Genomic DNA, 14,432 nt, shown 5'->3' on the forward strand with positions numbered 1-14,432 from the left:
GGGCACCGTTCCTACAGCGCTGCCCGTCGAGACGACTTAATTTGAGTGGCACCCAACGACCGATCAGGAGATCACGCCATGCCAGACCAACCGAATTCGTCCACCACGCCTTCGCAGGACAAGGACCGCCACGTCACGGAACCGGAGATCCATCAGGACCTGCTCGACCCGGACGGCGCTCCGGAGGCCGGCAAGCCGGGGCAGGACGAGAACGCTCCCGGTTTCATCAAGCCAGGAGCCCCGTGATGCCGACGCGCGACAAGTTCGTCGAGACCTACGACGCCTGGCTGCGGGCGGACGACCAGCATCGCGACCAGATGGCGGCGGTGATGGACGGTCGCCAGCCGCTCGACGCCAAGGCCATGCACGCCAGGCTGGCCGAGGTGGAGCGCCTGCACCTGGACTGGATGGCGCTGGCCGAGCAGTTCGCCGCGCGCGGCTAGCGCCGGCTGCCGCTAGGGCTTGCAGGTGCCGCCGGCCGGCATGCTGCCGTCGCGGCACTCGGTGAGCATCTGCGACCGGGCGGGTGCGGACGCCGGCGCAGGCTGCGTCTCGTAGACGATCTTGCGGCTGCCCCGGCCGCAGGTGCCGACGACGCGTCCGGTGTCGACCGTGGCGTCGACATCCACGACGCGGACGCTGAAGCTCGCGACGCCGGCCGCGGCGATGCGCGACTCGATCTGGCCGCGCAGCACGTCGCAGTTCTCGCCGGCGGCCGTCGCGGCGGCGCTCGCCGCCGCGCTGGTCGTCGGTGGCGTCGCGGGACCGGCGGCATGGACGCCCACGGCCGCGAGCGCGAGGATCAGGAAGGAACCCAGGGTCGGCAGTCGTCGCGGTGTCTTCGTCATCCTCGACAGTGTAGGAACGACCGTGGCGCGGGGCTGTGTGCGCAGGTAACGACCCGCGAAACCGAGGAGCACGCCGACGTTGCCGGTCCTCAGGCGCTCAGCACGATGCGCTTGGCCGGCGCGGTCCGCGCCTCGAGGCCGGCACCGGCCGAACCCTCGATCACGCTCTGCAGCTTCAGGGTCGCGGCGACGTCGCTCAGCATGGCGGCGGGCACCGGTTTCGAGAAGTAGTAGCCCTGGAACTGGTTGCAGCCGAGCTGCATCATCTGCGCCACCTCGGCCGCGGTCTCGGTGCCCTCGGCCAGCACCGTGATGCCCAGGCCGTCGGAGAGTTCGACCAGCGCGCGGCAGATCGCCAGGCTCTTGGGGCGCTGCTCGACGTTCATCACGAACTCGCGGTCGATCTTGAGCTTGTCGAAGGGCAGGGTGCGCAGGTAGCTCATGCTGGAGTAACCGGTGCCGAAGTCGTCGATGGCCGAGGTCACGCCCAGGTTGCGCAGCGACGACAGGATCGCGTGCGTCATGCGGCTGTCGCGCATCGCCGCCGTCTCGGTCAGTTCGATCTCCAGTCGCGAGGGCGAGACGCCGTTGGAGCGCAGCGCGTTGGAGATGTGGCGCACGATGCGCTCGTTGCGGAACTGACGCGCCGAGAGGTTGATCGACAGCCGCAGCGCTTCCAGGTCGGTGCCGGTCCAGGCGTTGAGCTGGCGCGCGGCGGCCTCCAGCACCCACTGGCCGATCGGGTCCATCAGGCCGCTCTCCTCGGCGACGCCGATGAACTGGCCCGGCCCGATCAGGCCGAGTTCCGGATGGTTCCAGCGGATCAGCGCCTCGGCGCCGAAGACGCGCTGCTTGCCCACGTCCACCAGGGGCTGGTAGTGCAGCACGAACTCGTCGCGATCCAGCGCCCGGCGCAAGTCCTGCTCGATGCGCACCCGCGTGCGCGTGCGCTCGCTGGCCTCGCGCGAGGCCGGGTTCGGCACCGCCGTGCCCGCGGCGGCCACCGGCGCCAGCGCGGCGATGGCGCGATCGAGCAGCTCGTCCGGCTCGGTGCTGTCGACCGGATGCAGCGCCATGCCGAGCTCGAATTCGGGGTTGAAGCGGAGTTCGCCCACCGTGATCTCCTGCCGCAGGCCGCGCACCAGGCGCGTCGCGCGATCGCCCGGTGCGGCGTCCTGCGCGCCGGCCTCGATCCGGAAGCCGAGGAGTTCGGCGTCGATGCGCGAGAGCAGGGGCCGCTCGCAGCCGTTCTCGGCCAGGCCGGCTTCGAGCTTGGCGAAGAAGGCGACCGTGGCGGTGTTCGCCGGTGCGTTGCCGAAGGCGAGCGTGAGCTTGGGCAGGTTGGCCACGCGCAGCACGCACAGCGCGTACGAGGCCGACGCGTCGCCTTCCTCGAGCCGGCGCAGGAACGTGGCACGGTTGGGCAATCCGGTCAGGCGGTCGTAGTTCGCCAGTTCGCCCAGGGCGCCGTCGAGATGGGCGAGGGCATGGCAGGTGTCGGACATCAGCGTGCCGACCTCGTCCTCGTACTCCATCGGCAGCGCCGGGAGCGTCCGGTTGAGGGTGTATTCGCGCAGGCCCTCGGAGGTCATCATGACCGGGCGCATCAGCTGCGCGAGCGCCCAGACCATGCCGCCGATGCCCGTCAGGGTCGCGATCATGGCGATCAGCAGGGTCATGATCGTCGCGTTGAGCGCGAGCGAGTTCCGGTAGGTGAAGAAGCCGACCAGCGCCAGCAGAGGCACGTGCGCGCCGACGCACACGACCAGCAGGACCATGCTGCGGTAGCTGATGCGCCATCGGGACGAGAGTTTGCTGTAGAGCCAGAGTGGGTGGGCCACGTCGCTGCCTTTGAAAGTGAGGGAGCGAACCGCTCCGACCTTTCTTTATCGGCGTTTTTCCGGCCGGCTTGAATGCGGCTCTGCGCTCGGGTCGGGATTTTTCGTGTCGTACGCCACGAACTTCCGCTTACGCCCGCATGGCGCGGACCGGAGACACTGGCGCCATGAAATCCGAATCCAGAAACGAAATCGAAAGCGCGTCCAGCATGAATTCCTTCCGGCAGACCGCCCACAAGGACTTCGTGCGGGTTCCACCCGTCGAGCGTTTCGGTCATCGCGACCGATGGGACGGCCGGGCGACACCGCGCAGGCCCGGCTTCAAGGTCGTGGCGACCCTGTTCGCCTTCACCGGCATCGGGATGCTGGCGCTGGCCGACTGACGACCGGACCGTGTCCGGCGACCGGCCAGGGAGGTCGCCGGACGACGCGGGCAGGCAGCGGGATCACCGCGCGATGGCGCACTTGCGAGAATGATTCTCAAGTGCATCCGTACAATGACGGCCATCGAAATCCCGTGATCCCACGCCATCGGACGCTGCGATGCGTTCGATTGCGCAAGAAAATGAAACACCCTCTGGTCTCGTCCACCTCCCTGCTGCTCGCATCGGCCCTCGTCCACGCCCAGCCCCAATCCCCGTCCCAGCCGCAACCTCCGTCGACGCAGGCGCGCGCCGGTGAGCTCGACACCGTGACCGTGCGTTCCGACCGCGCCGACGGTTTCGTCGCCAACACCGTCGAGGCCGGCACCTTCCGCGGCGCCTCGATCATGGACGTGCCGGCCACCGTGAACACGGTGACGCGCGAGGTCATCGAGCGCCAGGCCCCCGCCGGCATCTACGACGTCCTGCGCAACACCGCCGGCGTCACCCGGCAGCAGAACGGCGGCGACACCTTCGACCAGCTCGTCATCCGCGGCATCGCGGTCGAGAACCGCACCAACTACCGGCTCAACGGGTCGCTGGCGGTGCCCAACGTGTCGGAGATCCCGCTGGAGAACAAGGAGCGCGTCGAGGTGCTCAAGGGCGCCTCGGCGCTGTACTACGGCTTCACCTCGCCCGCCGGCGTGGTGAACCTGGTGACCAAGCGCGCCGGCCCCGTGCCGGTGACCGCCGTGGGCATGAGCTTCGACGACCACGGCACGGTGCAGGGCTTCGCCGACATCGGCCGGCAGTTCGGCGAGCGCAACCAGTTCGGCGTGCGCATCAACGCGGCCGGCGGGCAGCTGGGCTCGGCCATCGACGGCGTCGACGGCAACCGCAAGTTCTTCTCCGGCGCGTTCGACTGGCGCGTCAACAGCCGGCTGACGCTGCGCGCGGACGTCGAGACCTACCGCAAGAGCATCCTGGAGCAGGCCGGCATCGCGCGGCTGGCGGCGGTCAACGGCGTGATCGCCCTGCCGGCGCTGCCCGATCCCAAGCGCCTGCTCGGCTCGACCGGCGCCACCTTCGACGCCGAGGTCACCAACACCCAGGTGCGCGCCGACTACGCGCTCTCCGACACCTGGGCGCTGATGGTGGAGGCCGGCCGCTCCGAGGCCAAGCGCGACCGCCGCCTGTCGATCTTCGGCAACTACAACGTGCGGACGGGCGCCGGGCGCATCACCGGCAATTCGCAGCACCTCGAGCAGAGTTCCGACCTGGTGCGCACCGAGCTGTTCGGCACCTTCGCCGCGGCCGGCTGGCAGCACGAGGTGACGCTCGGCGCTGCGCGCACCAGCAAGACCCAGGACCCGATCTTCCAGCGCACCTACGGCGGCGCCACCACCCTGCAGAACCTCTACGACCCGCGCGTCATCGGCGAGCTGCCGCTGTCGGCGGTGCCCACGCGCCCGACCACCGGCGCCCAGGACAGCCGCGAGCTGGGTCTCTACGCGCTCGACCGCATCACCTTCTCCGAGCAGTGGCAGCTCGTCGCGGGCGTGCGCCACACCAGTTTCGAGAGCAGCCAGCAGCCCAGCGCGACGCTGCCGCTGATCGCCTACGACGTCAGCAAGACGACGCCGCTTGCCGCGCTGAGCTACAAGTTCACGCCGGACCTGATGGCCTACGTCTCCTACGCCCAGGGCGTGGAGGAGGGCGACGTGGCACCCACCGGCACGGCCAACCAGAACAACCGACTGGCGCCGGGCGTGAGCAAGCAGAAGGAGGCCGGCCTGCGCTGGCTGACCCCCACCGGCACGCTGCTGTCGGGCGCGTTGTTCGACATCGCGCGGCCGGGCGCCTACACCAACGCGGCCAACGTGTTCACGGGCGACGGCCGCCAGACCTACCGCGGCGCCGAGGTCTCGGCCCAGGGCCGCCTGACGCGCCAGCTCGCTTGGCAGCTGTCGGGCCAGGCGCTGAACGCCCGGTTCCGCGACATCGACGCGCAGTACGACGGCAGGCAGCCCGAGAACACCGCGAAGCACACGGCCAGCGCCTTCCTCTCCTACGACATCGCGCCGGTGCCGGGCCTCTCGGTCAACGGCGGCGCCTATTTCACCGGGCGCCGGCCGGTCGACGACCTGAACCAGGCCTTCATCGGCGGCGTCACCGTCCTCGGCCTGGGCGCGCGCTACGCCACCCGGGTCATGGGCCGGCGCGCGCTGTTCCAGCTCAACGTCGACAACGTCGCCGACCGGCGCTACTGGGCCGCCGCCGGCACCCGGCTGGCGGTCGGCACGCCGCGCACCGTGCGCGCCCTGGTCAAGTTCGACCTGTGACGACCGGCGGCGGGACGCGGACGGCGCGCCGCGCGCCGTTCATGAGCCTTCTGCGCGAGGCCTGGGTCCGGATCCACTGGTTCGTCGGCATCACGGCCGGCAGCGTGCTGGTGGTGGTGGGGCTCTCGGGCGCGGTGCTGTCGTTCCGCGCCGAGATCGTCGAGGCGCTGAATCCGGGCCTGCGCCACGTCGCCGCGCCGTCGCCCGGCGCGATGCCGCTCGCGCCGGCCGAACTGGTCGAGCGGCTGCGCGCGGGGTCGCCGCAGCGGCGCATCGCCACGCTCACCGTCTCCGCCGAGGCGGGCCGGCCGGCGCGCGCCAACTTCGCGCCGCCGCCGGGCGAGCGCCGGGGCGAGACGCGCGCCGTCGACCCCTACACCGGCGCACTGCTGCCGCACCCGCGCGGCGACGACTTCTTCGAGTTCGTCGAGCGGCTGCACCGCTGGCTGCTGCTGCCGCGCGAGGACGGCAAGCCCGTGACGGGCACCCTGGCCGCCGGCCTGCTGGTGCTGGCGTTCTCCGGCCTGTACCTGCGCTGGCCGCGCCGGCCGTTGTCCTGGCGCGCCTGGCTGCGGATCGACTTCGGTCTGAAGGGGCGCGCGTTCCTGTGGAGCCTGCACGCGGTGGTCGGCACGGTCGCGCTGCCGCTCTACGTGGTCTCGGCCGCGACCGGCGTGTACTGGGGCTTCGACGCCGTGCGCACGTGGGTCGACGGCGCGGCCGGCGAGGGCCGCGAGGTGCGCATGCAGCGCATGGGCGCGGCGCCCGGCACCGCGCCGGCCGATGCCGCGGCGGCCGGCCCGGACCTGCCCCGGGTCTGGTCCGCGTTCCAGGCCGCCACCGCCGGCGACTGGACCCAGGTCACCCTGCGGCTGCCCGCGCGCGGCGCGTCGCAGGTCGAGGCCACCTACCTGCGCGCCGACGCGGCCCACGAGCGCGCCCGCAACCGCCTCTACCTCGATGCCGCCACCGGCGCGGCGACGCGGCACGAACGCTATGCCGACAAGCCGCTCGCCGGCCGGCTGGTCCACAGCGTCTACCCGCTGCACATGGGCACCTACTGGGGGCTGCCCGGACGCGTCGCGATGGCGCTGTCGAGCGCCGCGCTGGCGTTGTTCGCGATCACGGGATGGTGGATGTACCTGGCACGGCGCCGCACCGGGGCGCAGGTGCGGCGGGAGCGGGCCCGGCTGGCGGCGACGGCGCCCGGCGGCGTCACCGGAGGCGCCGCGCCGGTGCTGCTGGCCTTCGCCTCGCAGACCGGCCACGCCGAGCGCATCGCGCTGCGCACCGCCGCCGCGCTGCAGGCGGCGGGCGTGGCGGTCGACGTGCGGCCGCTGGCGGCGCTGGACGCCGATCTGCTGCGTTCGCAGCGCCACCTGCTCATCGTCGCCAGCACCTTCGGCGACGGCGATCCGCCCGATGCCGCCCACGGCGTGGTCGAGCGCCTGGACCGCGAAGCCGGCGCGGCCGGCCTGCCCCATCTGCGCTATGGCCTCCTGGCCCTGGGCGACGTCCACTACGCGACCTTCTGCGGCTTCGGCCGCACGCTGCGGCACCACCTGCAGGGCCTGGGCGCGCAGCCGCTGTTCCCGATGATCGAGGTCGACGATCGTGATCCGGCGGCGCTCGCGCGCTGGACGCACGAGGTCGGCGCGGCGCTCGGCGTCGACCTGGACGCCTCGGCGCTCCATCCGGCGCAGGCTTCCCACGACGAGCCGGCCTTCGAGGCCTGGCGGCTGGTCCGCCGCACCCTGCTCAACCCCGGCAGCCAGGGGGAGCCGCTGTACGAGATCGAACTGCGGCGCGACGGCGATGGCGATGGCGCGTCCGGCGGCGCATCCGGCGCCCCGGCCGATGCCAGGCCGGTCGCGCCGGCGGGCGCCCTGGCCTGGGCACCGGGCGCGCTGGCCGAACTGCGGCCGCCGCAGGCCGGCGGCACCGCGCAGTCGGCCGCGCCGCGGCGCTACTCGGTGGCGTCGCTGCCGAACGACGGCTGCATCCAGCTGCTGGTGCGGCAGGTGCGCCACGCCGGCGGGCTGGGCCTGGCCTCGGGCTGGCTGACCGAGCACGCGCCGCTGGGCGCCAGCGTCGCGCTGCGGCTGCGGCCGAATCCCGCCTTCGCGCTGGTGGAGGACGACCGGCCGTGCCTCTTCGTCGGCAACGGCTCGGGCTTCGGCGGCCTGCGCGGCCACCTGCGCGAGCGCGTGCGGCGCGGGCACCATCGCAACTGGCTGGTCCACGGCGAGCGGCAGGCCTCACACGACGACTTCGTCGCGACCGAACTCGCCGGCTGGCAGCGCGCCGGCGCCGTCGAACGCGCCGACCGGGTGTTCTCGCGCGACACGCCCGTGCGGCGTCATGTCCAGGACCGCCTGCGCGAGGCGGCCGACGCCCTGCGCCGGTGGGTCGACGACGGCGGCGTGATCTACGTCTGCGGCAGCCTGGCCGGCATGGCCCCGGGCGTCGACCGGGCCCTGCGGGACGTGCTGGGCGACGCGAAGGTGGACGACCTGCTGGCGGAGAACCGGTATCGCCGCGATGTGTACTGAGCTCGCCCCCAGGCTTCGCGCACTGCGTGTCGCTTCGCCAACCCCCTGCCGGGGGCGGCACCGGCGGACCGGCGGAGCCGGTTCCACGGTGTCCTGGGCTTGACCCCCGGCGTGCCCACCGCGTGTGGCAGCGCCTGCCCCCTTCGAGGGGCGACAGCGGCGGCCTGACGGAGCCGGTTTCGCGGTGTCCCTGGCCCGGGGGCCGTGACGGGTGTCGTCAGCCGCCGGTCGTCTGCCGCTCGATCATCCGGAAGCCGACGTCGATCACCGGCTGCGCGACCGGCTCGCCCTTGCAGCGCTGGACGATCAGGCGCGCCGCCAGCCGGCCGATCTCGGGGCCGTCGACGTGCACGGTGGTGATCGAAGGCACCATGTGGGCGCTGAAGTCGGCGTTGCCGAAGCCGCAGATCGCCAGGTCCTCGGGCACCCGCAGACCGCGCGCGAGCGCCTCGATGAAGACGCCGTGGGCGAGCTGGTCGGAGCTGCAGCACACGGCCTGCAGGCGCGGCTCCTGCGCCAGCAGCTCGGCCAGGGCGCGGCGGCCGCGCTCCAGGCTGCTGGGCGCCTCGACGTAGGCGGTGGGCACGTCGCGTCCGAGCGTGGTGACGAAGCCGTCGCGCCGCGTCAGGGCGCGCTCGTCGTTGCCGGTGGCGATGCCGACGTGCCGCCAGCCCTTGGCCAGGAAGAAGCCGCCCACCGCGCCGCCGACCTTCAGGTGCGAGAAGCCCACGCACATGTCGATCGGCCGGTCGCTCAGGTCCCAGATCTCCACCACCGGGATGCCCGAGCGCTTGAGCCGGTCGCGCACCTTCTGCGACTGCACCAGCCCGGTCATGACGATGCCGTCGGGCTGACGGCCGATCATGGTGTTGAGCACGGTCTCCTCGCGCTCCGGGTCGTAGGCCGTCTGGCCCAGGATGAGCTGGTAGCCGGCGGCGGCCAGCTCGTTGGTCAGCGACTGCACGGTCGGCAGGAACTGCCACACCGACAGCGCCGGCACCACGCCCGCGACCATCAGGCTGCGCTTGGACTTCAGGCCGCCGGCGAGCAGGTTGGGGATGTAGCCGGTGGCCTCGACCGCCGCCTGCACGCGCGCGATGGTCTTGTCCGACACCACGCCCGGGTTGCCCAGCGCCCGCGACGCCGTGATGAGCGAGACGCCCGCCGCCTTGGCGACGTCGTGCAGCGTGGCGGACTTGAAGGCGGGCGGAGCGTTCATGGCGAGACCCGGGAAGGGCGGTGCGTGGCGGGGAATCGAAGGAGTGCGGAGCCCGGCGACGGGCAGGCCCGGGTATGGTAGATGACAACGTTAACAACGCCGCATGACGATGCGACGTCGACGGACGCGCGAAGCCTTCCCCACGATGCGCCCAGGACCGATCGCGTCACCATGCAAGGGGAAACCCTGCCTCGAAAATCCTTGACCCGGCCAAAATGATAACGCTATCATTTGTCTCGCTTCCTCGATCGGCACCGACCGATCGCCCTCGAAAGCGGTGAATCCAGGGTCGGGCACGAATGGCTCGACGGCAAATGACAACGTTAGCATTTGCAGGTGGAGCGCCGTGGCCCGTCCGCAATCCGTCCATTCCCTGGAGACAACCCTGTGAAGAAGATCCTGACCGTGCTCGCCTTCGGCCTGACCGCGCTGGCCGCCAGCGCCCAGAACTGGCCCGAGAAGGCCGTGACCTTCGTGGTGCCGTTCCCGCCCGGCGGCTCGACCGACCAGGTGGCCCGCGCGATGGCCCCGCGCCTGACCGACAAGTTCAAGCAGTCCTTCCTGGTCGACAACAAGGCCGGCGCCACCGGCACCATCGGCGCGACCTTCGTCAAGCGCGCGCCGGCCGACGGCTACACCTTCCTGGTGACCTCGCTCGGCCCGCTGGTCATCGTGCCGCACCTGATCAAGGGCCTGCAGTACGACGCGATGAAGGACTTCGACCTGATCACGGTCGCCGTCGCCTCGCCCAACATCCTGGTGGTGCCGGCCAACTCGCCGCACAAGAGCGTGGCCGACGTCATCGCCTACGAGAAGGCCAATCCCGGCAAGATGACCTTCGCCTCGGCCGGCAACGGCTCCAGCGACCACCTGACGACCGAGCTGTTCTGGCAGCAGACCGGCACCACCGGCATCCACGTGCCCTACAAGGGCGGAGCGCCGGCCCACACCGACCTCATGGGCGGGCAGGTCGACGCCTCGTTCCAGAACGTCAACTCGGTGGCCCAGTACATCAAGGGCGGCAAGATGCGTCCCCTGGCCATCACCAGCCCCAAGCGTTCGCCCATCTTCCCGGACGTGCCGACCCTGGCCGAGGCCGGCGTCAAGGGCGTGGAGGTGACCTCCTGGCAGGCCGTCGTCGCGCCCAAGGGGCTGCCGGTGGCCGTGCGCGACAAGGCGCACGACGCCTTCGTCGAGGCGCTCAACGACCCCAAGGTCAAGGAGCAGTTCACCTCCATCGGCTTCGAGATGGTGACCAACACGCCGGCCCAGTTCGCCGAGTTCCAGGCCAAGGAGTACGCGCGCTGGAAGAAGGTGATCGAGGTCGGAAAGATCTCGATCGACTGATCCGCTCCGTCACACGCCGTCCAGAAAGCCCGCCGACCATGACCACGTCCGTTCCTTCTTCCGCCGCCGGCGACGCCATCGCCTGGGTCCGCGTCTCGTCGTGCTACCTGCCGCTGGCCAATCCGATCAGCGACGCCAAGGTGCTGACCGGGCGCCAGAAGCCGATGACCGAGATCGCGATGCTGTTCGCCGAGATCGAGACGAAGGACGGCCACCGGGGCCTGGGCTTCAGCTACTCCAAGCGTGCCGGCGGGCCGGGCCAGTTCGCCCATGCCAAGGAGGTCGCGCCGGCCCTGATCGGCGAGGACCCGAGCGACATCTCCAAGCTGTGGACCAAGCTGTGCTGGGCCGGCGCCTCGGTCGGGCGCAGCGGCATGGCGGTGCAGGCGATCGGCGCCTTCGACGTCGCGCTCTACGACCTGAAGGCGCGCCGCGCCGGGCTGTCGCTGTCGAAGCTGCTGGGCTCGCAGCGCGACTCGGTGCGCTGCTACAACACCTCGGGCGGCTTCCTGCACACGCCGATCGACCAGCTGGTGGTGAACGCCGGTGCCTCGATCGAGCGCGGCATCGGCGGCATCAAGCTCAAGGTCGGCCAGCCCGACCGCGCGCTCGACATCCGGCGCGTCGAGACCGTGCGCAAGCACCTGGGCGAGGGCGTACCGCTGATGGTCGACGCCAACCAGCAGTGGGACCGTCCGACCGCGCAGCGCATGTGCCGCGTGTTCGAGGAGTTCGACCTGGTCTGGATCGAGGAACCGCTCGACGCCTACGACTTCGAGGGCCACGCCGCCCTGGCCGCCGCCTTCGACACCCCCATCGCCACCGGCGAGATGCTGACCAGCGCGGCCGAACACGGCGAGCTGATCCGCCACCGCTCCTGCGACTACCTGATGCCCGACGCCCCGCGCGTGGGCGGCATCACGCCGTTCCTGAAGATCGCCGCGCAGGCCGAGCACGCCGGCCTCAGCCTGGGCCCGCACTTCGCGATGGAGTTGCACGTGCACCTGGGCGCGGTCTACGCGACCGAGCCCTGGGTCGAGCACTTCGACTGGCTGGAGCCGCTGTTCAACGAGCGCCTGGAGATCAAGGACGGCCGCATGTTGGTGCCCACGCGCCCCGGCCTCGGCCTGAGCCTGAGCGAACAGGCCGCGCTCTGGACCCGGGAGTCGGCGGAGATCGGCCGACGCGCCTGACACTCCGGCCATCCCCACACCACGAAGAAACCCACGAACCATGTCCGAAACGCTGCTCACCCAAGCGCCACTGTGCATCAGCATGCACGAGCGCGACAACGTCGCCATCGTCGCCAACGACGGCGGCCTGCCCGCGGGCACCGTCTTCCCCTCGGGGCTGACGCTGGTCGACAAGGTGCCGCAGGCGCACAAGGTCGCGCTGGTCGACATCCCCGAGGGCGGCGAGGTGCGCCGCTACGACGTCGTCATCGGCTATGCGCTCAAGGCGCTGCCGGCCGGCACCTGGGTCCATGAGCGCCTCTTGAAGATGCCCGCCGCGCGCGAGCTGGTCGGCCTGCCGATCGCCACCGTGCGCCCCGAGCCGCAGCCGCCGCTGGAGGGCTACACCTTCGAGGGCTTCCGCAACCCGGACGGCTCGGTGGGCACGCGCAACATCCTGGCCATCACGCAGACCGTGCAGTGCGTGGCCGGCGTCACCGACTTCGCGGTGCAGCGGGTCAAGGCCGAGCTGCTGCCGAAGTACCCGAACGTCGACGACGTCGTCGCGCTGGAGCACACCTACGGCTGCGGCGTCGCCATCGACGCGCCCGACGCCGTCATCCCGATCCGCACGCTGCGCAACATCAGCCTCAACCCCAACTTCGGCGGCGAGGTGATGGTGGTCAGCCTGGGCTGCGAGAAGCTGCAGCCCGAGCGCCTGCTGCCCCCGGGCAGCATCCCGCTGATCGACGAGCGCAACGTGGCCGACATCGGCGACAGCGCCAGCCCGAAGCTCGACGTCGTGTGCCTGCAGGACGACGCCCACGTCGGCTTCATGTCGATGGTCGAATCGATCATGCGGCAGGCCGAGGAGCACCTCGAACGCCTCAACGCCCGCCGGCGCGAGACCGTCCCCGCCAGCGAGCTGGTGGTGGGCGTGCAGTGCGGCGGCAGCGACGCCTTCTCCGGCGTCACGGCCAATCCGGCGGTGGGCTTCTGCACCGACTTGCTGGTGCGCGCCGGCGCCACCGTGATGTTCTCCGAGGTCACCGAGGTGCGCGACGGCATCGACCAGCTGACCTCGCGCGCCACCACGCCGGAGGTGGCCGAGGCCATGATCCGCGAGATGGCCTGGTACGACGCCTACCTCGACAAGGGCCGCGTCGACCGCAGCGCCAACACCACGCCCGGCAACAAGAAGGGCGGCCTGTCCAACATCGTCGAGAAGGCGATGGGCTCGATCGTCAAGAGCGGCTCCTCGCCCATCTCCGGCGTGATCTCGCCCGGCGAGAAGCTCAGCCAGAAGGGCCTGATCTACGCCGCCACGCCGGCGAGCGACTTCATCTGCGGCACGCTGCAGCTGGCCGCCGGCATGAACCTGCACGTCTTCACCACCGGCCGCGGCACGCCCTACGGCCTGGCCGAGGTGCCGGTCATCAAGGTCGCCACCCGCGCCGACCTGGCGCGCCGCTGGCACGACCTGATGGACATCAACGCCGGCACCATCGCCACCGGCGAGAAGACCATCGCCGACGTCGGCTGGGAGATGTTCCAGCTGATGCTCGACGTCGCCAGCGGCCGCAAGAAGACCTGGGCCGAGCACTGGAAGCTCCACAACGCGCTCGTCCTCTTCAATCCCGCGCCGGTCACCTGACGCGCCCCGATCCTTCCTCCTCTCTTCGACCCCGTCCCTCAGGAGCTTTACGCACATGAATCCGCAAGAACTCAAGACCATCATGGGCTCCGGCCTGCTGTCGTTCCCGCTGACCGACTTCGACGCCAACGGCGACTTCGACAAGAAGGGCTACGAGCAGCGCTTGGAGTGGCTCGCTCCCTACGGCGCGACGGCGCTGTTCGCCGCCGGCGGCACGGGCGAGTTCTTCTCGCTGACGGGCGACGAGTACCCCGGCATCATCCAGACGGCGGTGGACACCTGCCGCGGCGTGGTGCCGATCATCGCCGGCGCCGGCGGCCCGACGCGCTTCGCCATCCAGTGCGCGCAGGCGGCCGAGAAGGCCGGCGCGCACGGCATCCTGCTGATGCCGCACTACCTCACCGAAGCCGGCCAGGAAGGCCTGGCCGCGCACGTCGAGGCGGTGTGCAAGAGCGTCGACTTCGGCGTCGTGGTCTACAACCGCGGCGGCGCCACGCGCTTCAAGCCCGACACGCTGGAGATGCTGGCCGAGCGCAATCCCAACCTGGTGGGCTTCAAGGACGGCGTGGGCGACATCGAGGCGATGGTGGCGGTCTACCAGCGCATGGGCGACCGCTTCGCCTACCTGGGCGGCCTGCCCACGGCCGAGGTCTACGCCGCCGCCTACAAGGCGATGGGCACCCCGGTGTACTCGTCGGCGGTGTTCAACTTCATCCCGAAGACGGCGATGGACTTCTATCACGCGGTCGCGGCCGACGACCTGAAGACCCAGCATCGCCTGCTCAAGGACTTCTTCATGCCCTACCTGGAGATCCGCAACCGCATGCAGGGCTACGCCGTGAGCATCGTCAAGGCCGGCGCCACCATCGTCGGCCACAGCGCCGGCCCGGTGCGCCCGCCGCTGACCGACCTCAAGCCCGACGAGGTCGAGATGCTCGCCGCCCTGATCGAGAAGCTCGGTCCGCAGGGCCTCTGAGCCCGGTCCCCCATCCTTCCAGGAACCCCATGCAAAGACACGACAACCTCATCGGCGGCGAGTGGACCCCCGGGGCGAGCTACAGCCCGAACCTGAACCCGTCGAACCTGGGCGACACGATC

The 14,432-nt window shown here is 71.0% G+C and carries 12 protein-coding genes; 9 read left to right on the top strand and 3 right to left on the bottom strand.

Features of this window, described 5'->3' with window-relative positions; translation table 11 throughout:
- Positions 1-78: 78 nt before the first annotated feature.
- Both ABID77_RS21775 and ABID77_RS21780 read left to right on the top strand, forming a co-directional pair.
- Positions 79-246: a hypothetical protein gene (locus ABID77_RS21775; RefSeq protein WP_429600494.1), complete on the top strand. Its 168-nt coding sequence runs from the start codon at positions 79-81 to the stop codon at positions 244-246.
- Complete coding sequence (locus tag ABID77_RS21780) at positions 246-443, top strand: hypothetical protein (RefSeq protein ID WP_429600496.1); 198 nt, start codon at positions 246-248, stop codon at positions 441-443. Before ABID77_RS21775 ends, ABID77_RS21780 begins: the two co-directional genes overlap by 1 nt.
- A gap of 12 nt (positions 444-455) precedes the next feature.
- On the opposite strand, the gene ABID77_RS21785 is transcribed toward ABID77_RS21780, so the two are convergent.
- Both ABID77_RS21785 and ABID77_RS21790 read right to left on the bottom strand, forming a co-directional pair.
- Positions 456-848, bottom strand: coding sequence for a DUF1161 domain-containing protein (locus ABID77_RS21785; protein WP_429600497.1), 393 nt, complete (start codon positions 846-848; stop codon positions 456-458).
- A gap of 89 nt (positions 849-937) precedes the next feature.
- Positions 938-2,689: a putative bifunctional diguanylate cyclase/phosphodiesterase gene (locus ABID77_RS21790; RefSeq protein WP_429600499.1), complete on the bottom strand. Its 1,752-nt coding sequence runs from the start codon at positions 2,687-2,689 to the stop codon at positions 938-940.
- A gap of 206 nt (positions 2,690-2,895) precedes the next feature.
- Between ABID77_RS21790 and ABID77_RS21795 the strand changes: the two genes are divergently transcribed.
- From ABID77_RS21795 to ABID77_RS21805, 3 genes are all read left to right on the top strand, one after another.
- Positions 2,896-3,069, top strand: coding sequence for a hypothetical protein (locus tag ABID77_RS21795; RefSeq protein ID WP_429600501.1), 174 nt, complete (start codon positions 2,896-2,898; stop codon positions 3,067-3,069).
- 182 nt (positions 3,070-3,251) lie between these two features.
- Entirely contained in the window at positions 3,252-5,390 is a 2,139-nt protein-coding gene (locus ABID77_RS21800; RefSeq protein ID WP_429600503.1) for a TonB-dependent siderophore receptor, read from the top strand.
- Between the two features lie 41 nt (positions 5,391-5,431).
- Positions 5,432-7,942 (top strand): PepSY domain-containing protein, encoded by a 2,511-nt coding sequence (locus ABID77_RS21805; protein ID WP_429600505.1) that lies wholly within the window; start codon positions 5,432-5,434, stop codon positions 7,940-7,942.
- Positions 7,943-8,159: 217 nt separating this feature from the next.
- Here the strand turns inward: ABID77_RS21805 and ABID77_RS21810 are convergent, their stop codons facing one another.
- The gene (locus tag ABID77_RS21810; protein ID WP_429600506.1) at positions 8,160-9,161 is read right to left on the bottom strand and encodes a LacI family DNA-binding transcriptional regulator; all 1,002 of its coding nucleotides are present in this window, start codon (positions 9,159-9,161) and stop codon (positions 8,160-8,162) included.
- 387 nt (positions 9,162-9,548) lie between these two features.
- Between ABID77_RS21810 and ABID77_RS21815 the strand changes: the two genes are divergently transcribed.
- The 4 genes from ABID77_RS21815 to kdgD are packed head-to-tail and all read left to right on the top strand — an operon-like array spanning position 9,549 to position 14,310.
- Positions 9,549-10,508: a Bug family tripartite tricarboxylate transporter substrate binding protein gene (locus ABID77_RS21815; RefSeq protein WP_429600507.1), complete on the top strand. Its 960-nt coding sequence runs from the start codon at positions 9,549-9,551 to the stop codon at positions 10,506-10,508.
- Positions 10,509-10,546: 38 nt separating this feature from the next.
- Positions 10,547-11,701, top strand: coding sequence for an L-talarate/galactarate dehydratase (locus tag ABID77_RS21820; protein ID WP_429600509.1), 1,155 nt, complete (start codon positions 10,547-10,549; stop codon positions 11,699-11,701).
- Between the two features lie 40 nt (positions 11,702-11,741).
- The gene (gene garD / locus ABID77_RS21825; protein ID WP_429600511.1) at positions 11,742-13,334 is read left to right on the top strand and encodes a galactarate dehydratase; all 1,593 of its coding nucleotides are present in this window, start codon (positions 11,742-11,744) and stop codon (positions 13,332-13,334) included.
- Positions 13,335-13,389: 55 nt separating this feature from the next.
- Positions 13,390-14,310, top strand: a complete 921-nt coding sequence (gene kdgD / locus ABID77_RS21830; protein ID WP_429600512.1) for a 5-dehydro-4-deoxyglucarate dehydratase — start codon at positions 13,390-13,392, stop codon at positions 14,308-14,310.
- The last annotated feature ends 122 nt before the right edge of the window (positions 14,311-14,432 follow it).

The organism is Variovorax sp. PvP013, assembly GCF_050435945.1.
In the GTDB taxonomy this organism is placed as follows: Bacteria; Pseudomonadota; Gammaproteobacteria; order Burkholderiales; family Burkholderiaceae_C; genus Variovorax.

Bases quoted from the DNA above. Each gene is read 5' to 3' on its own strand.
- ABID77_RS21805 (WP_429600505.1), top strand. From the start codon at position 5,432: ATGAGCCTTCTGCGCGAGGCCTGGGTCCGGATCCACTGGTTCGTCGGC.
- ABID77_RS21785 (WP_429600497.1), bottom strand. From the start codon at position 848: ATGACGAAGACACCGCGACGACTGCCGACCCTGGGTTCCTTCCTGATC.
- kdgD (WP_429600512.1), top strand. From the start codon at position 13,390: ATGAATCCGCAAGAACTCAAGACCATCATGGGCTCCGGCCTGCTGTCG.
- ABID77_RS21800 (WP_429600503.1), top strand. From the start codon at position 3,252: ATGAAACACCCTCTGGTCTCGTCCACCTCCCTGCTGCTCGCATCGGCC.
- garD (WP_429600511.1), top strand. From the start codon at position 11,742: ATGTCCGAAACGCTGCTCACCCAAGCGCCACTGTGCATCAGCATGCAC.
- ABID77_RS21820 (WP_429600509.1), top strand. From the start codon at position 10,547: ATGACCACGTCCGTTCCTTCTTCCGCCGCCGGCGACGCCATCGCCTGG.
- ABID77_RS21795 (WP_429600501.1), top strand. From the start codon at position 2,896: ATGAATTCCTTCCGGCAGACCGCCCACAAGGACTTCGTGCGGGTTCCA.
- ABID77_RS21775 (WP_429600494.1), top strand. From the start codon at position 79: ATGCCAGACCAACCGAATTCGTCCACCACGCCTTCGCAGGACAAGGAC.
- ABID77_RS21780 (WP_429600496.1), top strand. From the start codon at position 246: ATGCCGACGCGCGACAAGTTCGTCGAGACCTACGACGCCTGGCTGCGG.
- ABID77_RS21810 (WP_429600506.1), bottom strand. From the start codon at position 9,161: ATGAACGCTCCGCCCGCCTTCAAGTCCGCCACGCTGCACGACGTCGCC.